Raw genomic sequence first — 20,467 nt, 5'->3', positions numbered from 1 at the left:
AACCACCCTGGCCCATCGTGGCCATCACGGCGCCGCAGAGCGCCACGAGGCGGTCGCCGAAATCCCTGGCGGGACAAGGCGCCGCCTTACAAACGGGGAGGAGGTCGCATGGCCTTCGTCGAGCTTTCGCAGCTGTCCAAGACCTACGGCAAGTTGACCGTGGTCGATCGCGTGTCCCTGGCCATCGAGAAGGGCGCGCTGGTGTGCCTGCTGGGCCCTTCGGGCTGCGGCAAGACCACCACGCTGCGCCTCGTGGCGGGCTTCGTCGACCCGACCGGCGGCGAGATCCGGGTCGGCGGCCGGGTGCTGTCGGCGCCGGACGTCACGACCCCGCCCGAGCGCCGCAATATGTCGATGATCTTCCAGAGCTACGCGCTCTGGCCGCACATGACGGTGTTCGAGAACGTCGCCTACGGGCTCTCCATCCGGGGCCTCTCCAAGGCGGACATCAAGAGCCGGGTCGACGCCATCCTGAACGTCGCCAAGCTGTCGCCCCTGGCTGAGCGCTATCCCTCCGAGCTCTCCGGCGGCCAGCAGCAGCGCGTCTCGCTGGCCCGCGCGCTGGTGGTGGAGCCGGAAACGCTGCTGCTCGACGAGCCGCTGTCGAACCTCGACGCCAACCTGCGCGAGGAGATGCGCTTCGAGATCCGCCGCCTCCACGACCAGTACCGCTACACGACGATCTACGTCACCCACGACCAAGCCGAGGCCATGACGACGGCGGACGTGATCGTGGTCATGAACCAGGGCCGCATCGAACAGGCCGGCTCGGCCGAGGACATCTACCAGCGCCCACGCTCGGAATTCGTGGCCCGCTTCATCGGCGGCACCAACATCCTCAAGGGCCGGCGCTCGGGCGACCAGGCCGTGGACTGGGGCGGCATCACGCTCACCTGCGGCGATGGCGAGTTCGCGGCCTCGGACGAGACGGCGGTGTCGATCCGCCATCACGACATCCGCATCGCCACCGGCGCGCCGGTCGACGGGCTCAACTGGGCGCCTGGCGCCGTGTCGCGCCAGGTCTTCCTCGGCTCGCACCGCGACTACCTCATCGATCTCTCGAATGGCGAGACGGTTCGCGCGGTCGCGCCGCCGGACATCGCCATTCCGAAGGGGCAGCCCGTCTGGCTCCAGTTCCCCCCGGAACACTGCCGGGCGCTGGCTCAATAACAGGAGGAAACGTCTATGAAGCATTTCGTCCTCGCCGCCGCCGCGGCCGTGATGTGGCTCGCGCCGCATGCCGTCCAGGCCGCCCCGCCCGCGCCCTATGAGCCTGACCAGGCCATGGTCGAGGCCGCCAAGAAGGAAGGCAAGGTCGTCTGGTACACGTCCACGGACGTGCAGGTGTCCGAAAAGATGGCCAAGGCCTTCGAGGCCAAGTATCCGGGCATCGACGTCCAGGTGGAGCGATCGGGCGCCGAGCGCGTCTATCAGCGCATCAACCAGGAATATGGCAGCAAGATCTACAACGCCGACGTCATCGAGACCTCGGACGCCGTGCACTTCCTGGTCTTCAAGCGCGAGGGCATCCTCGCCCAGGCGCAGCCCTCGGACGTCGCCAAGAACTGGCCGGCCGAGGCCAAGGACCCGGACGGCTACTACGCGGCCTACCGCGCCCACCTCTCGGTGATCGGCTACAACACCAAGCAGGTGAAGGCCGAGGACGCCCCCAAGAGCCACGCCGACCTGCTGCTTCCCAAGTGGAAGAACCGCATGGTCAAGGCGCATCCGGGCTATAGCGGCACGGTGCTGACCGGCACGGCGGCGCTCAGCAAGCTGCTCGGCTGGGAGTATTTCGAAAAGCTCGGCCAGCAGAAGGTCATGCAGGTCCAGTCCTCCACCGAGCCGCCGAAGAAGCTCGCGCAGGGCGAGCGCTCCATCATGGCGGACGGCAACGAGTACAACCTCTTCCTGCTGCGTGAGACCGGCGTGCCGATCGAGGTCGTCTACGCGGAGGAGGGCAGCCCCATCGCGATCGGGCATGCGGGCCTTCTGAAGAACGCCGCGCACCCGAACGCCGGCAAGCTCTTCTACGCCTTCATGTACACGCAGGAGGCCCAGCAGCTCGCCAGCGACGTCGGCGGCCTGCGCTCCTTCCACCCGGGCGTGAAGGAGAAGGAGGGCCGCGTGCCGCTCTCCAAGATCAAGGTCCTCTTCACCGATCCGGCCGAGGTCGAGAAGCAGATCGAGACGATCAAGAAGAAGTACGAAGAGTATTTCGGGACCTAGTCCCGCATTCGGGAGCCCGGCGGCTCGGCCGCCGGGCGTCTTCTTCAGGGGCGAGGGGCCGCAAGGGAACCCGGAATGACGGTTGCGATCGAACGGACACTGCCGGCCCGGCGCTTCGCCTTCGACTGGTCGAAGCCCGTTTTCCTCACCCTCGTGCTGGTGCTGGGCGGCCTCGTCCTGCTGCCGTTGTTCTGGCTCGCCTATTACAGCGTGCTGGCCAAGGACGGCTCGCTCTCGCTCGAGAACTTCCGCGCCCTCGTCACCGACCCGACCCTGCGCAAGCCCTATCTGATCGCCATGGGCATGGCGCTCGCCACCGGCTTGCTCTCCTGCCTGATCGCCACGCCGCTCGCCTGGCTCACCGCGCGCACGGACCTGCCCGGCCGCGGCGTCGTGCGGGCCTTCGTGACCGCTTCCTTCGTGACGCCGCCCTTCCTGGGCGCCATCGCGTGGGAGATCCTGGCCGCCCCCAACAGCGGCATCCTCAACGAGATCTACCGTTGGGCCTTCGGCCTGGAGCAATACGAGTACCTCTTCGACATCTACACCTTCGAGGGGCTCGTCTTCGCGTTGTCCTGCTACACCTTTCCCTACGTCTTCACGCTGGTCGCCAACGCGCTGGACCGGGTGCCGACCGACCTCGAGGAAGCCTCCGCGATGCTGGGCGGCGGCGTCTGGACCACGCTGCGCAAGGTCACGCTGCCGCTGGTGCTCCCCGCCATGCTGGCCGGCGGCCTCGTCGCCATCCTGCAGGCGCTGACGATGTTCGGCACGCCCGCCATCCTGGCGCTGCCGGCGGGCTTCCACGTCATCACCACCAAGATCTGGAGCCTGTTCCAGTATCCGCCCAAGCCCGGCCTGGCGGCCGCCAGCGCGCTGCCGCTGCTGCTGATCACCGTGTTCCTGATCTGGGCGCAGGCGAAGATCATCGGCCGCCGCGGCTACACCACGGTGGGCGGCAAGAGCGGCGCGGCCCGCATCACGCCGCTCGGCCGGTACCGCTGGGTCGCGGTGCTCTTCGTGGCCGTGGTGCTCAGCATCACCGTGATCATGCCCTATCTGGCGCTGCTCAAGACCGCCGTGACCCGCACGGTGTCGGAGCCGCTCACTTGGTCGAGCTTCACGCTGCACCATGTCAACTTCGTGCTGTTCGAGTTCTCGGCCACGCGCCTCGCCCTGCAGAACACGCTCGTCCTTGGCGTCATGACCGCGACGGCCGGCACCGCGATCGCGCTGCTGGTGTCCTACCTCGTGGCCCGCCGCTCGGTCCCGGGCGCGCCGCTGCTGGGCTACCTCGCCACCGCGCCGGTCGCCATCCCGGGCATCGTGCTCGGCGTGGGGCTGTTCCTGAGCTATTCCAGCCCGCCCTTCATGCTCTACGGCACGATCTGGATCCTGTTCATCGCCTTCCTGACCATCGAGATGCCGGCCGGCTACCAGCAACTGTCGTCGGCCTTCAAGAGCATCCATCCCGAACTCGAAGAGGCGAGCCGCATCCTCGGCGCCACCCGCATGATGGCGCTGCGCCAGATCACCGCCCCGCTGCTGCGCACCAGCGTGGTGGCGACCTGGTGCTTCGTGTTCATCGGCACAATCCGGGAGCTCTCGGCCACGATCCTGCTCACCACCGCCGAAACCAAGCTGGTCTCCGTGATCATCTACGACCTGAACGAGAGCGGCGACCTCGGCGCCATCTCCGTGCTCGGCCTGCTGCTGCTGGGCGTGTCCTTCGCGATCGTGCTGCTGGCGAACCGCCTGCCCGTGCTCGGCGGCCGGAGGATCACGGCGCTGCGGTGACGGGCCCTTCTTACGGAACGGGGAGAACGCAGCCGAGCGCCGGATGACGGGAGGGCGGCTTGACGATTTCCAACGCCCCGCCGTCATTGCGAGCCGGAGGCGAAGCAATCCAGCCTAAAGGCCCGGCGTCAGGCTGGATTGCTTCGCTGTCGCTCGCAATGACGAAGGAGAGGTGACAGGGCTTTCGCGATCGGCACTTATGGCGCTGTCTCTCCTCCGTCATCCCCGGCGACCTGCGCAGCAGGTCGGGAAGGGGATCCATGGGCAAAGGCGCTCACCGCTGGATCCCCTTCCCGGCGCTGCGCGCCGCCGGGGATGACGGAGAGAGCTGAGCCTCAACGCAACTGAGTTGACGACGGGGAGGGTGTCACGCCCATCCCGAACCCAGCGTCACGCCTTCCCGAACAGCGCGTCCTTGCTGGTGAGCACGTGTTCTTCCATCTCGCGGCGGGAGGCCTCGGCGTCGTGCTTCTTGAGCGCCGCCAGAATGCGCCGGTGCTCGGCGTTCGAGACCTTCATGCGCCCCGGCGCGTCGAGCGTGCGGCGGCGGAACAGGTGCGCCTCGCGCTGGATGGCGTTGCACAGCGACAGGAGCCGCTCGTTGCCCGTGAAGGCCACGATCTTCTCATGGAAGCGCAGGTTCAGCGGGTAGAAGGCGTTGAGGTCCTCGGCCTTGGCGGCCTTGTCCATCTCGTTGATCAGGGCCTGCAGCTCGGCGATCTGCGGGGCCGTGATCACGGGCGCCAGCAGCCGGCCGGCCATGCCCATCAGGGAGGCGCGGATGTCGTAGAGCTCGGCTGCGGCCTTGTTGTCGAGCTCGCGCACGAACACGCCGCGATTGACCACGACCTCGACCAGCCCGCTCTGCTCCAGCCCGCGGCAGGCCTCGCGGATGGGGCCGCGGCTGACGCCGAGCCGCGTCGCCAGGGCGTTCTCGTTCAGGCGGTCGCCGCCGGCCAGCTCGCCCATCTCGATCATCCGTTCCAGTTCACGCCGGACCAGGGAGGTCAGCGACTCGGTGCGGCGGATCTTCAAGGCGAGCGTCGGGTCCACGGGCGTTCCGGAATTGACCAATGACGCTTTCCTTCCTGAACGCAAGTCAGGCCCGGCGCAAGCGAAATCGGCGGCGAAAAACTGTTGACAATTCACAATCTGGCGGAGAGCTTGGGGAAGACGCGGCGGCAAGCCGCGCGGAGCATTCGCCTGCCAAAAGGCCTGGCCACCGCCAGGGAGGAGATCGAGATGAGCGCCAAGACCGCCGCGGATCGGGCCGACACGACATGGTACGTCGCCGAATTCGTCCATGACGCGCAAGCGTCAGACCTGCCCTCCGACGTCGTCGCGCTCGGCAAGAAGTCCATCCTGGACGGGCTCGGGCTGGCGCTGTCGGGCTCGGTCGCCCGCAGCGGCGAGCTGGTCCGCCGCCATCTCGACGACCTCGCGCTGGGCGATGGCCCCGCCACCGTGATCGGCTCCAGCCGCCGCGTCGCGCCGCGCTTCGCGGCCTTCGCCAACGGCGTCGGCGTGCACGCGGACGACTACGACGACACCCAGCTCGCCGTGGCGTCGGACCGCGTCTACGGCCTTCTCACGCATCCTACCGCGCCGGCGCTGCCGGCCGCGCTCGCCATGGGCGAGGCCAAGGGCGCCAGCGGGCGAGACGTCATGCTGGCCTATCATCTCGGCGTCGAGGTGGAGTGCAAGATCGCCGAGGCGATCGATCCGCGCCACTACCAGACCGGCTTCCACGCCACCGCCACCTGCGGCACCTTCGCGGCCGCCTCGGCGGCGTCGAAGCTCATGGGGCTCTCCACCGAGCAGATCACCCGGGCGCTGTCGGTGGCGGGCAGCCAGTCGGCCGGCCTGCGCGAGAATTTCGGCACCATGACCAAGCCGTTCCACGCCGGCCGCTCCTCCGAAAGCGGCGTCGCGGCGGCGCAGTTCGCCGAATATGGCTGGACCGCCACGGACAAGATCCTGGAGGCGCCGCGCGGCTTCTTCCGCGCCGCCGGCGGCGGCTTCGACCGCAACGCCATCATGGGCAAGCTCGGCGCGCCGTGGACCTTCGCGGAGCCGGGCATCTCCATCAAGCCGCACCCGTCGGGCTCGCTCACCCATCCGGGCATGACCGAGATGCTGCGCCTCATCCGCGAGCATGGGATCAAGGCCGACCAGGTCGAGAGCGTGCGCGTCGGCACCAACTCCAACATGCCGAACGCCCTGATCCACCACCGCCCCACCAACGAGCTGCAGGCCAAGTTCTCCATGGAGTTCTGCATGGCCATCCTGCTGATCGAGGGCAGGGCCGGGCTGAACGAGTTCACGGACGAGACCGTGATGCGCCCGGACGTGCAGGCCATGATCGAGCGCGTCGATTTCGGCGTGAACGACGAGGCCGAGCGCGCCGGCTACCACAAGATGACGACCATCATCGACATCGCGCTCAAGGACGGACGTACGATCTCGGGCCGCGCCGATTTCGGCAAGGGCAGCCCCTCAAACCCGATGAGCTACGAGGAGGTCGCGGACAAGTTCCGCGAATGCGTGGAGTTCGCCCGTTTCGACAAGGCGAAAGCCGAGACCGTGGTCGCCATGGTGCGGGACCTGGAGGAGCTCGGCTCCATCGAGCGCCTCACGGCCGCCCTGCGCCTCTGAGGCCGCGGTGGACGACCGGCCGCCAAGCGAGAGCCTGCGCTCCGGCCAGTTCGGGCGGCGCTCGCCGCGCGGCCCGTTCGCGGTCGGCTGCGTCGCCGCCACGCTGGCGCTGGGCTTTGCGGCCGGCTGGGCGGCGAGCCGGGCCGGCCTGCCGCTCGCCTGGATGCTCGGCCCCATGCTGGCCACCGCCGCCTGCGCGATGCTCGGCTGGTCTCCCCAGCCGGCCCCGCGCAGCCGCGAGTTCGGCCAGGCCGTGATCGGGCTGGCGATCGGGCTCAGGTTCACCCCCCTGATCCTGGCCTCGACCTTGACGCTGTTGCCCGCCATGGCGGTCGCCACGCTGGGCGTGATCCTGATCACGACCGCGGCGGCGCTCGCCGTGCGGGCCATGATCGGCCTCGACCGCCAGACGGCGTTCTTCGCCACCGCGGCGGCCGGCATGGCCGAGATGGCGATGCTGGCCCGCGACCGCGGCGCGGATGCCGAGGCCGTGGCGGTGTTCCACGCCATCCGGGTCGGCACCATCGTGACGGTCGCGCCGCTGGCCGTCTACGCCTTCGGGTCGGACGGCGGCCTGCCGGATCTCGGCCAGGGCGGGATCGTGCCGCCGCTGCCGCTCGCCCTCATGCTGGCCGGAGCTGTCGCGGCGGCCCTGTTGGCGCGGCCGGCGCACATCCCCAACCCCTGGCTGTTCGGCCCCGCGATCCTGGGGCTCGCGCTGGCGGCGTCGGGCCTCGTGGCCGGCGCCATGCCGCCGCTGCTGCTGATCGTCGCCCAGGTGGCGCTGGGCGTGGCCCTGGGCTCGCGCTTCCAGCGCGGCCTCATGATGCGCCTGCCCAAGGTGGCGGCCTGCGCCTTTGCGGTGTCGCTCGGCCTCGTGGCGGCGGCCGCCGGCCTGGCGCTGCTGCTGTCCGCCGCCACCGGCCTGTCCTACGGGACGAGCTTTCTCGCCGTCGCGCCGGCCGGCGTCACCGAGATGGTGCTCACCGCCAAGGTGATGCACCTCGACACCGCCAGCGTCACGGCCTTCCACGTCATGCGCATCGCCGCCATCACGGCGACGACGCTCGTGACCCTCCGCCTTTACGAGCGCCTCGCCGGTTGGCTGGACGCGGCCTGAACCTGCATGGAGCCTGAGCATGCCTGAAGCCCACCTCGTCGTCGGCGTCCTGAACGGCGACGACATCGGCCACGAGATCGTGCCGGCCTCGGTCGAGGTCGCCAAGGCGGCCGCCGCCCGCGCCGGGCTGGTCGTGGACTGGCGCCCCACGCCGATCGGCCGCAGCGCGCTCGATACGCACGGCTCCACCATGCCGGAGGGCACCCTGGAGACACTCGGAAGCTTCGACGGCTTCATCCTGGGGCCCATCGGCCACCGCGCCTATCCCAAGGTCCCGGGGGCCATCAACCCGCACCCGATCCTGCGCAAGCACTTCAATCTTTTCGCCAATGTCCGCCCGACCCGGTCCTTCCCGGGCATCGGCTGCCTGTATGACGACGTCGATCTCGTGATCGTCCGCGAGAACAACGAGGGCTTCCAGCCGGACCGCAACGTGGTGGCCGGCTCGGGCGAGTTCCGCCCCACCGACGAGGTGACGATCTCGGTGCGCGTCATCACCCGCACGGGCAGCCGCCGCGTCGCCCGGGCCGCCCTGGAACTCGCGCGCAGCCGACGCAAGCACCTGACGATCATCCACAAGGACACGGTGTTCAAGCTCGGCTGCGGCATGTTCGTGGAGGAGTGCCGCAAGGCCGCGCGGGACTTCCCGGACGTGCTGGTCGACGACGTGATCGTCGACACCTTCGCGATGCGCCTGGTGCGCGATCCGCAGACCTTCGACGTGGTGGTCACCACCAACATGTTCGGCGACATCCTCAGCGACGAGGCCGCCGGCCTCGTGGGCGGGCTCGGCATGGCGCCGGGCCTGTGCATCGGCGAGGGCGACATCGCGATGGCGCAGGCCACCCACGGCTCCGCCCCGGACATCGCCGGCAAGGGGATCGCCAATCCCTATGCGATGATCGAATCCACCCGCATGCTGTTCGACTGGCTCGGCCGCAGCCGCGACGTTCCGCAGGCGGTGAAAGCCGCGGCCCTGATGCAGCGCGGCATCGAGGCGGCGCTCGCCGATCCGGAGACCCGCACGGGCGACATCCGCGGCACGGGCCGCACAGCCGACATGGTCCGCGGGATCATCAGCAACATGGGAGCCCATCATGGCTGAACGCACGCACAGGATCGCCCTGATGGGCGGCGACGGGATCGGCCCCGAGGTGATCGACGCCGGCCGGCAGGTTCTCGACGCTCTCGCGGCCCGCGAAGAGGGGCTGCGTTTCGACTTCGAGCGCTTCGACTGGGGCTCCGACTACTACCGCCGCAACGGCCGCATGATGCCGGAGGACGGGCTGGAGACCCTGCGCCCCTTCGACGCGATCTATTTCGGCGCGGTGGGCGACCCCGACCTCCCGGACGACCTGACGCTCTGGGGCTTGCGGCTCGCCATCTGCCAGGGCTTCGACCAATACGCCAATGTCCGGCCCACCCGCCTGCTGCCCAACATCGTCGGCCCGCTGCGCCCCGACCTCGGCGAGGCGATCGACTGGGTGATCGTGCGCGAAAACAGCGAGGGCGAATATGCCGGCGTCGGCGGCCGGGCCCATCGCGGCCTGCCCATCGAGGTCGGCATGGACGTCGCGGTGTTCACCCGCGCGGGCGTCGAGCGCATCGCCAAATTCGCCTGCGAACTGGCCATGACCCGCCCCCGCAGGAAGCTCACCATCGTCACCAAGTCCAACGCCCAGAGGCACGGCATGGTGTTCTGGGATTCGGTGTGCCGCGACGTCATCGCGGCCTATCCGGATCTGGAGGTCGACTGGATGCTGGTCGACGCCATGACGCAGCGCATGGTGCTGCGGCCGGGCACCATCGACACCGTGCTGGCCACCAATCTCCACGCCGACATCCTGTCCGACCTCGCCTCGGCGCTGGCCGGCAGCCTCGGCATCGGGGCCACGGCCAATATCGATCCGTCGCGCCAAACCCCGTCCATGTTCGAGCCGATCCATGGCTCGGCCTTCGACCTGATCGGCAAGGGCCTCGCCAACCCGCTCGGGGCGTTCTGGACCGCCTGCATGATGCTGGAGCATCTGGGCGAGCCGGCCGCCGCCGCCCGCCTCATGCGCGCCATCGAGCATGTCACCTCTCAGGGCGAGGCGCTGCCGCCGGACCTCGGCGGCAAGGCCGGCACCGCCGAGGTGACCCGCGCCGTGATCGAGGCGCTCAGGGTGGAGAACGCCTGACGAGCGCCGCAGCCTAGCCGACGAAAGGCGTCGGCTCCCGGCCGGAGAAGAACTCCCAGAAGGTCGGGTAGACAAGGTCCGGCCGGTGCTCGGCCGGGTAGTGCCCGGTCGGGATCGCCCAGCCGCGCAGGTCGTCGCACCAGCCGCCCCAGGCTTCGATGGGCTTGAAGTGGCGGCCGCAATGGCTGTTGGAGCCCCACAGCACCAGCGTCGGGCACGCGATGCGCTTCTCGCCGAAGTCGGCAGTGTCCATCGCGAGGTCCAGCGTCACGGTGGCGCGGTAGTCCTCGCACACGGCGTGGATCTGCTCGGCCGTGGTGCAGCGGGCGTATTCGGCCATGGCCTCGGGCGTGAAGATCTCCAGCCCGACGCCCTTCTTGTTCAGCTTGTAGCGGATGTAATAGTCGAGGTCGGCGGTGATCAGCTTCTCGGGGAAGGGCGCCTTCTGGGCCATGAAGAACCAGTGGTAGCTCTCCAGCCCCCAGCCGAGCGTCACCTGCGTCAGCACCGTGTGGGTCGGGACGATGTCGAGCGCCGCCATGCGCTCCACCCGCTCGGGCCGGTCCAGCGCCATGCGGAACGCGACGCGCGCGCCGCGGTCGTGCCCGGCGACGCCGAAGCGCTCGAAGCCGAGCGCGTCCATGACGTCGAAGGCGTCCTCGCCCATGGCCCGGAACGTGTAGGCCGCATGGTCCTCGCCGCCGTCCGGCTTGGAGCTGTCGCCATAGCCGCGCAGGTCCATGGCCACCACCGTGAAGCTCCTGGCCAGCGTCGGCGCGACCTTGTGCCAGCTCACCAGCGTCAACGGGTTGCCGTGGATCAGCAACAGGGGAGGGCCGTCGCCCGCCACCGCGACCTCGATCTCGGCGCCCCGGGTGCGGATCCGGCGGCGCTCGAAGCCCGCCATCAGGGTGGGCCCGTGGTTCTCCAGCGGCGGCATGGCCTGCATGCGCTCTCTCCCTCGGCGCGCTCGTCTCGGCGGCTCCGCGCAAACTGGAAGTCTCATCGCAGATTGTCAACAATTGACATTGCCCGCGCGCCATGGCGCCATGGGCGAGACCAATTCGAGAGGCGAGGCCCCATGCCGTCCACAGCGTCCACCCTTCCGCGCATCGCGCTCACGCTCGGCGACTGCACCGGCATCGGCCCGGAGCTCTGCGCCCGCATCCTCCATGACGGGCGGCTGCGCGACGCGGCCCGCATCGTCGTGGTGGGCGACGCCCGCGTGCTGGAGCAGGGCATGCGCGACGCCGGCGTCTCCTTCGAGACGGCGCGGGTCGCCTCGCCGGACGAGGCGGACTGGGGCGCCGACGCGGTCCCGCTGATCGACCTGCGCAACATCGATCCCTCCACGCTGCCGCGCGGCGCGGTGTCGCCCGAATCCGGGAAGGTGACCGGCGAGACGCTGGCCCGCGCCATCGACTTCGCGCAGGCCGGGCAGGTGGACGCCGTATCCTTCGCGCCGCTCAACAAGGCGGCCCTCCACGCCGGCGGCTGGCGCTTTCCCGACGAGCACAAGATGTTCGCCCACCTGCTGCGGCACGAGGGCTACTTTTCGGAGATGAACGTGCTGGACGGCCAGTGGATGTCGCGGGTGACGTCGCATGTCTCGCTGCGCCGGGCGCTCGACCAGATCACGCCGCAGTCGATCGAGGACGCCATCCGGCTGGTGGACCGCACCATGCGCCGCGCCGGGATCGCCGCGCCGCGCATCGCCGTGGCGGCGCTCAACCCGCATGGCGGCGAGGGCGGCCTGTTCGGCATGGAGGAGATCGAGATGATCGGCCCCACCGTGAAGGCGGTGGCGGCGAGCGGAATCGACTGCCGCGGCCCGTTCCCGGCCGACACGATCTACCTCAAGGCGTTCGCTGGCGAGTATGACAGCGTCGTCTCGATGTATCACGACCAGGGCCAGATCGCGACGAAGCTGCGCGGCTTCAACCGCGGCGTCACGGTGACGGCCGGGCTGTCGACCGTGTTCGCCACCCCGGCCCACGGCACAGCCTTCGACATCGTCGGCAGGGGCGTGGCCTCGACCGGCGCCATCGAAACCGCGATCCGCCTCGCCGCCAAGCTGGCGTCCGGCTCAGGCCGGCGCGCCGAAGCGGCCGCCTGACGCCCTCGCCGGGGCCGGATGTCGGCCCGCGGCCCATGCAGAGGGCGGCGAAGGCCGCCACTTGCGGTTGCCCTGGGGGGTCGCCGCCGCTATCTCAGCGGAGCGCTTCGATCCGGGATGGGCCCGGATCGCTCCGGTCGATGTCCTTGACGCTGTTTCGCCGCCGCCTTCCCGTTGCGCCGTCCGTCCTCGTGGCGGCGGTCGCCTTCGCGTGCTTCGCGTGGGCGTCGGCCTTCGGGCCGGACTGGGGCGAGCGCGCCGGAGACCGGACCGCCGCCTCCGCCTGGCAGGCGGGCGCCCCGGTTCAGCATCTCCGCCCGCCGACGCAGACCATCGTCGCCCGTCAGACGGGCTTCTGGGCGTCCGTCCAGAACCGCAGCGCTCCCACGCCGCCCCTCGTCGCCGAGGCCTGCGTCGACGGCCCCGCCTGGAGCCGCAGCGTCCGCGTCGTTTCCGCCGCCGTGGCCCGGGCGGGCCGAGGCGCCTCCGCCGCCTGGCCGCGCGCGCCTCCCGTCTCAGCCTGATCCCTCCTCCTACGCATGCGGCGTCCGACGCCGCTTTCGAAGTTCGGGGCCGCGGCTTTCGACCGCGCGCGCCCCTATGCAGGATCAGCACCATGAGCAAAGCTCGCGCAGTGGGGAGCGCCATGCTCCTCTTCGTCGGCATGGCCGGAAGCCTGGGCGGCCTCGGAGCCCTCGTCTTCGAGGAAATCGCCACCCTTGCGGTCTACGGCGTCGGCGTGACGGCCGGAGCCGCCTGGCTCTCCGTCGGAACCTACAGGACGGAGATGGCGGCCCAGGCCGACAGGGCTCCTCCGCCGGGAGCCTGACGGCAGGCGGCCGAGTCCGAACGCCGCGGGGGGAGGTCCGGCGCGCTCAAGCGCCGCTCCGCCTCCCGCGGTCCCGAGGGTCGTCAGACCAAGGAGGCCAGGTGTCCCACAACGTGTCTCTCATCGCCACCATCGTCGCGGGGCTTGGACTGGCCTTCGTCTTCGGCGTCCTGGCCCATCGCCTCCGGCTCTCGCCGCTGATCGGCTATCTCGTCGCCGGCATCGCGATCGGACCCTTCACCCCCGGCTATGTGGCGGACCAGGCGCTCGCGCCGCAGCTGGCCGAGATCGGCGTCATCCTGCTGATGTTCGGCGTGGGCCTTCACTTCTCCCTCGCCGACCTGATGCGGGTCCGGGCCATCGCCGTGCCGGGCGCCGTCGGGCAGATCGCCATCGCGACCCTGATGGGGATGGGCCTCGCCTACGGGCTGGGCTGGAGCGTCGGCGCGGGGCTGGTCTTCGGCCTCGCCTTGTCGGTGGCGAGCACCGTGGTCCTGCTGCGGGCGCTGCAGGAGCGGCGGCTGGTCGAATCGGAGCGGGGGCGGATCGCCGTCGGCTGGCTCATCGTGGAGGACCTCGCGATGGTCCTCACGCTGGTGCTGCTGCCCGCAGTGGCGGAGCTCCTCGGCGGACGCGCGGCCGCGAGCCATGGCGACGGGCTCGCCGCCTTCCTGGCGCGCGACAACATCGCGGGGCTGTTGGCGTTGACCCTCCTGAAGGTCGCCGCCTTCGTGGTCCTGATGCTGGTCGTCGGGCGCCGGGTGATCCCCTGGATCCTGCACTATGTCGCCCATACGGGCTCGCGCGAACTGTTCCGCCTGGCCGTCATGTCCATCGCGCTCGGGGTGGCCTTCGGCTCGGCCGAGCTTTTCGGCGTGTCCTTCGCGCTGGGCGCCTTCTTCGCCGGAATGATCCTGGCGGAAAGCCATTTGAGCCATCAGGCCGCCCAGGAGACCCTGCCCCTGCGGGACGCCTTCGCGGTCCTCTTTTTCGTCTCGGTCGGGATGCTCTTCGACCCCGGCGCGCTGGTGCGCCAGCCGCTGGCCGTGGCGGCCACGGTGCTGATCGTCGTGCTCGGGAAGTCGCTGGCGGCCTTCGCCATCGTGATCGCCTTCCGGCATCCGCCCGGAACCGGCCTGACCATCGCGGCCAGCCTCGCGCAGATCGGCGAGTTCTCGTTCATCCTCGCCGGGCTCGGCGTCGACCTGGAGATCCTTCCGCCCTCCGGGCGCGACCTCATCCTGGCCGGCGCCATCATCTCGATCCTGCTCAACCCGCTGCTGTTCGCCATCCTGGACCGGCTGCCGACGGCGGCCGTGGCGGCCGCCGCGTCCGGCGAGGAGGCCAAGCCGGACCTGCCGCCCGCGACCTTGCTGACCGGCCACGCGGTGCTGGTGGGCTATGGCCGCGTCGGAAGCCTCGTCGGCGGCGCGCTGCGGGCCGCGGGCGCGCCCGTCCTGGTCGTGGAGGAGCAGGACCGTCTGGTCCAGAAGGCGAGGGCGGACGGCGTGGAGGCCATCCTCGGCTCGATCAACCAGCGCGGCATGTTCGAGGCGGCGAACCTGCGGGGCGCCCGGTGGCTGGTGTCCGCCATCCCCAACCCTTTCGAGGCCGGCAACCTGTTCGAGGCCGCCCGCGAGCTGAATCCGGACCTGCGCATCGTGGCCCGGGCGCACTCGGACGCCGAGGAGGAGCACCTGCGCAAATACGGGGCGAAATTCGTGGTCGTCGGGGAGCGGGAGATCGCCCGGGAGATGCAGCAGTTCCTTCTGGCCGATCGCGTCCCCGCTCCCGACGCCTGAGATCCGGGCGCCAGGCCGCGGACCGGCGCGGGCGACGGGGCCCTTAGAGCACCTGGTCGAGGAAGGCCCGCGTGCGCGCCTCGCGCGGCCGGTCGAACAGGACCGCCGGAGGGCCGTCCTCGACGATCACCCCGCCGTCGGTGAAGTAGACATGGTCGGCGATCTCGCGGGCGAAGCCCATCTCGTGGGTGACCAGGATGCAGGTCATGCCCTCGGCGGCGAGGTCGCGGATGGTCACCAGCACCTCCTTCTTGGTTTCGGGGTCGAGGGCCGCCGTCACCTCGTCGAACAGCATGACCTTGGGGTTCATCGCCAGCGACCGCGCGATGGCGACGCGCTGCTGCTGCCCTCCGGACAGTTCGCCCGGATAGCTGGAGAGCTTGTCGGAGAGCCCGACCTTGGCCAGCAGCGCCCGCGCGCGCGTCTCGACGACGGCCTTGTCCTGCCTCAGCACGTGGATGGGCGCCATCATCACGTTCTGCAGCGCCGTCTTGTGAGGGAACAGGTTGTATTGCTGGAAGACGATGCCGACGTCCCGCCGCAGGGCGAGCTTGTCGAGCTTCGGGTCGTTCACCTCCCGGCCGGCCACCGTGATCGACCCCCTGGTGATCGGCGCCAGGCCGTTGATGCAGCGAAGCAGCGTCGACTTGCCCGATCCCGACGGGCCGATGACGCAGACCGTCTCGCCCCGGCGGACGGTCAGGCTGACATGCTTCAGCACCTGGAGCGCGCCGATGGACTTCTCCAGCCCGTCGATCACGACGACGGGCTCGCCCAGCCGATGGCCTGCGGACATGCGGTCAGGACTCCACGTTGAAGCGGCGTTCGAGCGCCAGGGTCACCCGGGCGATGGGGTAGCAATAGGCGAAGAACATCAGGAGCAGCATCAGGTACATCGGGATCATCAGCTCCGGACGGCTCTCCGCCACCAGCGCGGCGCGCGTGACCGTCAGGCCGTCCTGGATGCCGACCACGGAGATCAGCGTCGTCGCCATGGTGAGGATCGCGTACATGTTCATCCAGGGCGGGATCATGCGCTTCAGCGCCTGAGGAAGGATGATCATCCAGAGCGTCTGGCGGCGCGTGAAGGCCAGCGCCTCGGCGGATTCCCACTGTCCGGCAGGCAGGGACTGGACGCCGCCGCGCACGATCTCGGCGATGTTGGCCGCCACCGGAAGAGCGAGGCCGACCACCGCCTTGCCCCAGGCCGGCAGCGGGATCGCGAGGCCGCCGATCCGCACCTCGTAGGGCAGCAGGAACATGGCGTAGAACAGCAGCACCAGCCATGGCGCGTTGCGGAAGAACTGCGTCAGCCCCCAGGCGGTCTTGCGCACCGGAGCCAGGATCGAGATCTGGGCCAGGCCGAGCAGCAGGCCGGCGACCGTCCCCAGCGCCATGGACAGGAAGCTGATCAGGACGTTGAACAGGAAGCCCTGGAATATCAGCGGCGCCCATCGCAGCAGGACGGTCGCGGCGGCGTCCCGGCCGCCGGGGCCGACCGCCTGCGCGAGCGCGACGGAGGCCCCGAACGACGCCGCCAGCACGGCGAGCGCCCCGGCGCCGAGCAGCGCCGGGGCGGCCAGCCCCGTGGACGGCAGGGGAGCGGCTGGCCTGAACGGCAGCAGGACCGGCAGGTCGGTGCGGGTCGGCGTCCTCATCGGGAATATCCCGGGATGCGCAGGATCCGCTCCCACCCGCTCATGATCCAGACGAGAAGGGCCACGAGGCCCACATAGGTCACAAGCAGCACGTTCATCATCTCGCGCACGTTCAGCACCTCGGACCAGATCTGCGACGCCGCGTAGAGCAGCTCCGGCGTCCCGATGGCGTAGGCGAGGGTGGTCGTCTTCACCAGGTTCACGAGATTGTTGTTCAGCGCCGGCAGGCAGATCCGGAACGCGAGAGGCAGGACCACATAGGCGTATTGCTGCAGACGCGAATAGCCGAGCGACTCGGCGGCCTCCACGGTTGCCTGCGGCACCGCTTCGATCCCCGCCCGGAAGATCTCGACGTTGAACGCGCCCGCGAACAGCGAAAACGAGATGATGGCCCATCCGGCGCCCGATATCAGGGCCGAGCGGCCGCCGAAACCGTCGCCGACCGTCGGAAGCAGGCTCGCCACGGCGAAGTAGAAGAAGGCGAGCTGCACCAGCGGCGGCGTGTTCCGGAAGAACTGGACATAGCCGCGGACCAGGAGACGTCCCAGCCTGGATCGCCCGCCCGCGATCCAGGCGCCGAGAAGGCCGAGCGCCACGGACGCCAGGATCGAGGAGACGCACAGATAGAGGGTGGTCCACAGCCCGGTTAGGAAGCGGGCGCGGTCGAACGGGTCATAGAAGATCGAGAAGTTCCACCCATGCGCCTCGTTCAGCCAGAGAAAGAAGTCAGCGATCAATTGGAGGACCGGCGCGGGAGGAAAGCGGGGCGCGCGGCGGCGCGCGTTCGGAGGACGCAGACCGGCGGCCGCTCGAGGGCCGCCGGCCGCCGGCCGGGTCAGGAGGCGGATTTCAGCTTCTGGTTCATTTCAATGAGATACGGGCTTTGCTTGATGCCCCACTTGCGCTCCAGCTCCAGGAGCTTGCCGCTCTTGTGCCAGTCCACAGACATGTCCTTGACGAGCTTGCCGAACGGCGCGTCCATGTCCTCCAGCCGGATGCCGACGGCCCAGAGCTGGGGGTCCTCCGAGGCGAGCGGCATCTCATAGTTCGCCCATTTCGGATCGCCGGCGGCCAGCGTCGAGACGATCAGCGTGTCGTCGAACAGGAAGGCCACGCAGTTGGAGCCCTGGAGGGCGTTCAGCGCGTCGGGCACGGACGGGAAGACCACGAGCTCCGGCGCGTAGAGCTGGGTGACCCGGCGATTGTAGTAGGCGCCCTGCACCGCGCAGACCTTGCGCCCCTTCAGATCCGCCCACTGCTTCAGGTTGGCGCTCTTGGGCGCCATCACGTTGGTCGCGCCGGCGTAGTAGTTGGGCTCCACCATGCCGACGACCTTGCGCCGCTCGGGGGTGTCGCCCATCGTGGCGATCACCATGTCGATGCGGCCCTGCCGCAGGAACTCCATCCGGTTCGCCGCGATGACCGGAACCGTCTCGAGCTTGACGCCGATCTTGTCGGCCACCGCCTTGGCGAGGTCGATCTCGAGCCCGACGATCTGACCGGACGGGTCCAGGAAGCCCCAGGGCTTGTAGTCGTTCTTCACCCCGACGGTGAGAACGCCCTTCTCCTTGATCTTGGCCAGCGAGTCCTGGGCGTGAGCCGCAGCCGAGGCCAGCAGTGCGGCGCAGGCGAGCGCCAGCGCGGTGATCCGTTTCATGGCTTCGATCCCCTCTTGTCGTTGTCGCTAGAGTTTCGATGGATGGCTCTTGCGATTTGACCCGATGCGACGTGTTCTTGACGGCTAGCGCCAAACCGCCGGCTGGCGCGCGCCGCGCTCGGCGCGCGGCGGATGAAGGAAGCGGGCGCGGAACGCGCGGGAGAAATGGCTCGCGCTCGAAAAGCCGCAGACCACCGCGACTTCGAGGACCGAAAGGCTGGTCTGGCGCAAGAGGTCGCGGGCGCGGTCCAGCCTCAGGCCGAGATAGTGCTCGCCCAGCGAATGGCCCAGATGCGTGCGGAACAGCCGCTCCAGCTGGCGCATGGACACCCCGGCGCTGCGCGCCAGTTCCGACCGGGCGAGCGGCGCCTCGAGATTCTGCTCCATGCGCTCGACCACGCGCAGCAGCGGGGCGTGGCTCACGCCCAGCCGCTCCCGCAGCGGCATCCGTTGCGGTCCCGCGCCTTCCCGGACATGGGTCTGCAGGAACCACTCGCTGACCGCGAGGGCCAGCTCGCTGCCGTGCTCGCGCGCGATGACGGCGTGCATCATGTCGAGCGGAGCGGTCCCGCCGCTGCAGGTCAGCCGGTCCCGGTCGATCTCGTAGAGGGACCGGCGCAGGTCGAGCTCCGGATAGTCCTCCAGCAGCGCCGGCGCGTGCTCCCAGTGAATGGTGAACCGATAGCCCGTCAGGAGATTGGCCCTCGCCAGGATGTAGGACCCGCCCGAGACGCCGCCGATGCGGGCCCCGCGGCGGGCCTGCTGGCGAAGAAACGCGAACACGGCCGCGTTCCGGAACGCGGCGGGATTGCCGCCGGCGCAGACGATCAGGCAGTCGAACCGCACGTCGTCGCCGACGCTGACGTCGGGCCTGATCTCCACGCCGTTGGACGCCTGGGCGGGCGATCCGTCGATCGAGACATGGCTCCAGCGATAGAGCGGCCGGCCGGAGAGCCTGTTGGCGGCGCGCAGCGGCTCGATCGCGCTGGCGTAGGGCAGCAGCGCGAAGTCGGGGATGAGCAGGAAGCCCACATGGGTGGGCGGCGGGGCGGCCAGCCCGTCGCTGGAGGTCAAACGCGCGTCGCTGGCGGTCATGTCCGCGATGCTACGTTCGGCAATCTGCCCGAAGCAAGCCTCGCCCGCCGGGCAGGGCGCACCCGGACCCTGCTCTGATGCGCTATTCGATCTTCTCGCTGGCCGCGCAGGCCCTGAAGGGCAACCGCGGCTGGGCTCCGGCCTGGCGCGACGCGGCTCCCAAGCCCGAATACGACGTCGTGATCGTCGGCGGCGGCGGACACGGGCTGGCGACCGCGCACTACCTGGCGAGCCGCCACGGGATCGCCAACGTCGCCGTGGTCGAGAAGGGCTATGTCGGCTCCGGCAATGTCGGCCGGAACACGACCATCATTCGCTCCAACTACCTGCTGCCGGGCAACACGCCCTTCTACGAGCTGTCGCTGAAGCTCTGGGAGGGGCTGGAGCAGGACATCAACTTCAACGCCATGGTGAGCCAGCGCGGCGTGCTGAACCTCTACCATTCGGATGGGCAGCGCGACGCCTACGCCCGCCGCGGCAACGCCATGCGGCTGGCCGGCGTCGACGCCGAACTGCTCGACCGCGAGCAGGTCCGGGCGATGCTCCCCTTCCTCGACTACGACAATGGCCGGTTCCCGATCCGGGGCGGGCTGCTGCAGCGTCGCGGCGGCACGGTCCGGCACGACGCCGTCGCGTGGGGCTACGCCCGCGCCGCCGATCGCCGCGGCGTCGACATCATCCAGCATTGCGAGGTGACCGGGATCTCCGTCCAGAACGGCCGGGTGACCGGGGTGGAGACGACGCGCGGTCCCATCCGGGCGCGCAAGGTGGCGCTGGCCGCGGCCGGCAATTCCTCCCGGGTCGCCGCCATGGCGGGGCTGCGGCTCCCGATCGAGAGCCACGTCCTGCAGGCCTTCGTGTCGGAAGGCGTCAAGCCGCTCATCGACACCGTCGTCACCTTCGGGGCGGGGCACTTCTACATCAGCCAGTCCGACAAGGGCGGGCTGGTCTTCGGCGGCGACATCGACATGTACAATTCCTACGCCCAGCGGGGAAACTTACCCACCGTGGAGGACGTCATGGAGTCCGGCATGGCGGTCTGGCCCGGGCTCGGCCGCCTGCGGATGCTGCGCCAGTGGGGCGGCGTCATGGACATGTCCATGGACGGCTCGCCGATCATCGACCACACGCCCGTCCAGGGCCTCTACCTCAATTGCGGCTGGTGCTATGGCGGCTTCAAGGCCACGCCCGCCTCGGGCTTCTGCTTCGCCCACCTGATCGCCCGCGACGAGCCGCACGAGGTCGCTGCGCTGCTTCGGCTCGACCGCTTCGCCACCGGCCGCGTCATCGACGAGCGGGGCGCCGGCGCCCAGCCCAATCTCCATTGAG

At 69.7% G+C, this 20,467-nt stretch carries 19 protein-coding genes; 12 read left to right on the top strand and 7 right to left on the bottom strand.

Translation table 11 applies throughout. The features are described 5' to 3' along the window. Window positions 1-108 precede the first annotated feature (108 nt). The 3 genes from ACYVO7_RS17740 to ACYVO7_RS17730 all read left to right on the top strand — a co-directional run bounded on the left by ACYVO7_RS17740 (window position 109) and on the right by ACYVO7_RS17730 (window position 4,026). Window positions 109-1,170 carry an ABC transporter ATP-binding protein gene (locus ACYVO7_RS17740; protein ID WP_460451139.1) on the top strand — a complete coding sequence of 354 codons (1,062 nt, stop codon included), beginning with the start codon at window positions 109-111 and terminating at the stop codon, window positions 1,168-1,170. Between the two features lie 15 nt (window positions 1,171-1,185). Next, on the top strand, window positions 1,186-2,229 hold the full coding sequence (locus ACYVO7_RS17735) for an ABC transporter substrate-binding protein (protein ID WP_460451138.1): 1,044 nt from the start codon (window positions 1,186-1,188) through the stop codon (window positions 2,227-2,229). Between the two features lie 75 nt (window positions 2,230-2,304). Further along, window positions 2,305-4,026: an ABC transporter permease gene (locus ACYVO7_RS17730; RefSeq protein WP_460451137.1), complete on the top strand. Its 1,722-nt coding sequence runs from the start codon at window positions 2,305-2,307 to the stop codon at window positions 4,024-4,026. 390 nt (window positions 4,027-4,416) lie between these two features. Here ACYVO7_RS17730 and ACYVO7_RS17725 read toward each other — a convergent pair whose 3' ends face one another. Beyond that, window positions 4,417-5,100 carry an FCD domain-containing protein gene (locus ACYVO7_RS17725; RefSeq protein ID WP_460451136.1) on the bottom strand — a complete coding sequence of 228 codons (684 nt, stop codon included), beginning with the start codon at window positions 5,098-5,100 and terminating at the stop codon, window positions 4,417-4,419. A 168-nt stretch (window positions 5,101-5,268) separates the two neighbouring features. Here ACYVO7_RS17725 and ACYVO7_RS17720 point away from each other — a divergent pair, with 168 nt between their 5' ends. From ACYVO7_RS17720 to ACYVO7_RS17705, 4 genes are read left to right on the top strand one after another with little or no spacing between them, the layout of a single operon-like run. Next, the gene (locus ACYVO7_RS17720) at window positions 5,269-6,681 is read left to right on the top strand and encodes an MmgE/PrpD family protein (RefSeq protein ID WP_460451135.1); all 1,413 of its coding nucleotides are present in this window, start codon (window positions 5,269-5,271) and stop codon (window positions 6,679-6,681) included. Window positions 6,682-6,688: 7 nt separating this feature from the next. Then, complete coding sequence (locus tag ACYVO7_RS17715; RefSeq protein WP_460451134.1) at window positions 6,689-7,801, top strand: AbrB family transcriptional regulator; 1,113 nt, start codon at window positions 6,689-6,691, stop codon at window positions 7,799-7,801. 19 nt (window positions 7,802-7,820) lie between these two features. Beyond that, window positions 7,821-8,906, top strand: a complete 1,086-nt coding sequence (locus tag ACYVO7_RS17710) for an isocitrate/isopropylmalate dehydrogenase family protein (RefSeq protein ID WP_460451133.1) — start codon at window positions 7,821-7,823, stop codon at window positions 8,904-8,906. After that, window positions 8,899-9,981 (top strand): tartrate dehydrogenase, encoded by a 1,083-nt coding sequence (locus ACYVO7_RS17705; RefSeq protein WP_460451132.1) that lies wholly within the window; start codon window positions 8,899-8,901, stop codon window positions 9,979-9,981. Before ACYVO7_RS17710 ends, ACYVO7_RS17705 begins: the two co-directional genes overlap by 8 nt. A 13-nt stretch (window positions 9,982-9,994) precedes the next feature. On the opposite strand, the gene ACYVO7_RS17700 is transcribed toward ACYVO7_RS17705, so the two are convergent. Continuing rightward, entirely contained in the window at window positions 9,995-10,930 is a 936-nt protein-coding gene (locus tag ACYVO7_RS17700; protein ID WP_460451131.1) for an alpha/beta fold hydrolase, read from the bottom strand. A 132-nt stretch (window positions 10,931-11,062) separates the two neighbouring features. Between ACYVO7_RS17700 and ACYVO7_RS17695 the strand changes: the two genes are divergently transcribed. From ACYVO7_RS17695 to ybaL, 4 genes are all read left to right on the top strand, one after another. Next, window positions 11,063-12,097 carry a PdxA family dehydrogenase gene (locus ACYVO7_RS17695; RefSeq protein WP_460451130.1) on the top strand — a complete coding sequence of 345 codons (1,035 nt, stop codon included), beginning with the start codon at window positions 11,063-11,065 and terminating at the stop codon, window positions 12,095-12,097. A 140-nt stretch (window positions 12,098-12,237) separates the two neighbouring features. Beyond that, window positions 12,238-12,621 carry a hypothetical protein gene (locus ACYVO7_RS17690; protein ID WP_460451129.1) on the top strand — a complete coding sequence of 128 codons (384 nt, stop codon included), beginning with the start codon at window positions 12,238-12,240 and terminating at the stop codon, window positions 12,619-12,621. Between the two features lie 92 nt (window positions 12,622-12,713). Further along, window positions 12,714-12,926: a hypothetical protein gene (locus tag ACYVO7_RS17685; protein ID WP_460451128.1), complete on the top strand. Its 213-nt coding sequence runs from the start codon at window positions 12,714-12,716 to the stop codon at window positions 12,924-12,926. A gap of 101 nt (window positions 12,927-13,027) precedes the next feature. Then, window positions 13,028-14,728, top strand: a complete 1,701-nt coding sequence (ybaL, locus tag ACYVO7_RS17680; RefSeq protein ID WP_460451127.1) for a YbaL family putative K(+) efflux transporter — start codon at window positions 13,028-13,030, stop codon at window positions 14,726-14,728. 43 nt (window positions 14,729-14,771) lie between these two features. On the opposite strand, the gene ACYVO7_RS17675 is transcribed toward ybaL, so the two are convergent. The 5 genes from ACYVO7_RS17675 to ACYVO7_RS17655 form a co-directional block, all read right to left on the bottom strand. After that, window positions 14,772-15,524 carry an amino acid ABC transporter ATP-binding protein gene (locus ACYVO7_RS17675; protein ID WP_460451126.1) on the bottom strand — a complete coding sequence of 251 codons (753 nt, stop codon included), beginning with the start codon at window positions 15,522-15,524 and terminating at the stop codon, window positions 14,772-14,774. A gap of 4 nt (window positions 15,525-15,528) precedes the next feature. Continuing rightward, window positions 15,529-16,386 carry an amino acid ABC transporter permease gene (locus ACYVO7_RS17670; RefSeq protein WP_460451125.1) on the bottom strand — a complete coding sequence of 286 codons (858 nt, stop codon included), beginning with the start codon at window positions 16,384-16,386 and terminating at the stop codon, window positions 15,529-15,531. Continuing rightward, window positions 16,383-17,123, bottom strand: coding sequence for an amino acid ABC transporter permease (locus tag ACYVO7_RS17665; RefSeq protein WP_460451124.1), 741 nt, complete (start codon window positions 17,121-17,123; stop codon window positions 16,383-16,385). The genes ACYVO7_RS17670 and ACYVO7_RS17665 overlap by 4 nt, the downstream gene beginning before the upstream one ends. A gap of 98 nt (window positions 17,124-17,221) precedes the next feature. Continuing rightward, the gene (locus tag ACYVO7_RS17660; protein ID WP_460451123.1) at window positions 17,222-18,043 is read right to left on the bottom strand and encodes a transporter substrate-binding domain-containing protein; all 822 of its coding nucleotides are present in this window, start codon (window positions 18,041-18,043) and stop codon (window positions 17,222-17,224) included. Window positions 18,044-18,127: 84 nt separating this feature from the next. Further along, window positions 18,128-19,138: a GlxA family transcriptional regulator gene (locus tag ACYVO7_RS17655; protein WP_460451122.1), complete on the bottom strand. Its 1,011-nt coding sequence runs from the start codon at window positions 19,136-19,138 to the stop codon at window positions 18,128-18,130. A gap of 77 nt (window positions 19,139-19,215) precedes the next feature. On the opposite strand from ACYVO7_RS17655, the gene ACYVO7_RS17650 reads away from it, so the two are divergent. Next, on the top strand, window positions 19,216-20,466 hold the full coding sequence (locus tag ACYVO7_RS17650) for a sarcosine oxidase subunit beta family protein (RefSeq protein WP_460451121.1): 1,251 nt from the start codon (window positions 19,216-19,218) through the stop codon (window positions 20,464-20,466). The last annotated feature ends 1 nt before the right edge of the window (window position 20,467 follow it).

Source organism: Alsobacter sp. SYSU BS001988, from assembly GCF_054796215.1.
This window is presented reverse-complemented; position numbering and strand designations above follow the sequence as displayed.

What these genes read in the sequence shown, in the direction of transcription:
- ACYVO7_RS17650 (WP_460451121.1), top strand. Translation starts at nt 19,216, where the DNA reads ATGCGCTATTCGATCTTCTCGCTGGCCGCGCAGGCCCTGAAGGGCAAC.
- ACYVO7_RS17675 (WP_460451126.1), bottom strand. Translation starts at nt 15,524, where the DNA reads ATGTCCGCAGGCCATCGGCTGGGCGAGCCCGTCGTCGTGATCGACGGG.
- ACYVO7_RS17720 (WP_460451135.1), top strand. Translation starts at nt 5,269, where the DNA reads ATGAGCGCCAAGACCGCCGCGGATCGGGCCGACACGACATGGTACGTC.
- ACYVO7_RS17690 (WP_460451129.1), top strand. Translation starts at nt 12,238, where the DNA reads ATGTCCTTGACGCTGTTTCGCCGCCGCCTTCCCGTTGCGCCGTCCGTC.
- ACYVO7_RS17710 (WP_460451133.1), top strand. Translation starts at nt 7,821, where the DNA reads ATGCCTGAAGCCCACCTCGTCGTCGGCGTCCTGAACGGCGACGACATC.
- ACYVO7_RS17735 (WP_460451138.1), top strand. Translation starts at nt 1,186, where the DNA reads ATGAAGCATTTCGTCCTCGCCGCCGCCGCGGCCGTGATGTGGCTCGCG.
- ACYVO7_RS17695 (WP_460451130.1), top strand. Translation starts at nt 11,063, where the DNA reads ATGCCGTCCACAGCGTCCACCCTTCCGCGCATCGCGCTCACGCTCGGC.
- ACYVO7_RS17740 (WP_460451139.1), top strand. Translation starts at nt 109, where the DNA reads ATGGCCTTCGTCGAGCTTTCGCAGCTGTCCAAGACCTACGGCAAGTTG.
- ACYVO7_RS17655 (WP_460451122.1), bottom strand. Translation starts at nt 19,138, where the DNA reads ATGACCGCCAGCGACGCGCGTTTGACCTCCAGCGACGGGCTGGCCGCC.
- ACYVO7_RS17700 (WP_460451131.1), bottom strand. Translation starts at nt 10,930, where the DNA reads ATGCAGGCCATGCCGCCGCTGGAGAACCACGGGCCCACCCTGATGGCG.
- ACYVO7_RS17705 (WP_460451132.1), top strand. Translation starts at nt 8,899, where the DNA reads ATGGCTGAACGCACGCACAGGATCGCCCTGATGGGCGGCGACGGGATC.
- ACYVO7_RS17685 (WP_460451128.1), top strand. Translation starts at nt 12,714, where the DNA reads ATGAGCAAAGCTCGCGCAGTGGGGAGCGCCATGCTCCTCTTCGTCGGC.
- ACYVO7_RS17730 (WP_460451137.1), top strand. Translation starts at nt 2,305, where the DNA reads ATGACGGTTGCGATCGAACGGACACTGCCGGCCCGGCGCTTCGCCTTC.
- ACYVO7_RS17670 (WP_460451125.1), bottom strand. Translation starts at nt 16,386, where the DNA reads ATGAGGACGCCGACCCGCACCGACCTGCCGGTCCTGCTGCCGTTCAGG.
- ACYVO7_RS17660 (WP_460451123.1), bottom strand. Translation starts at nt 18,043, where the DNA reads ATGAAACGGATCACCGCGCTGGCGCTCGCCTGCGCCGCACTGCTGGCC.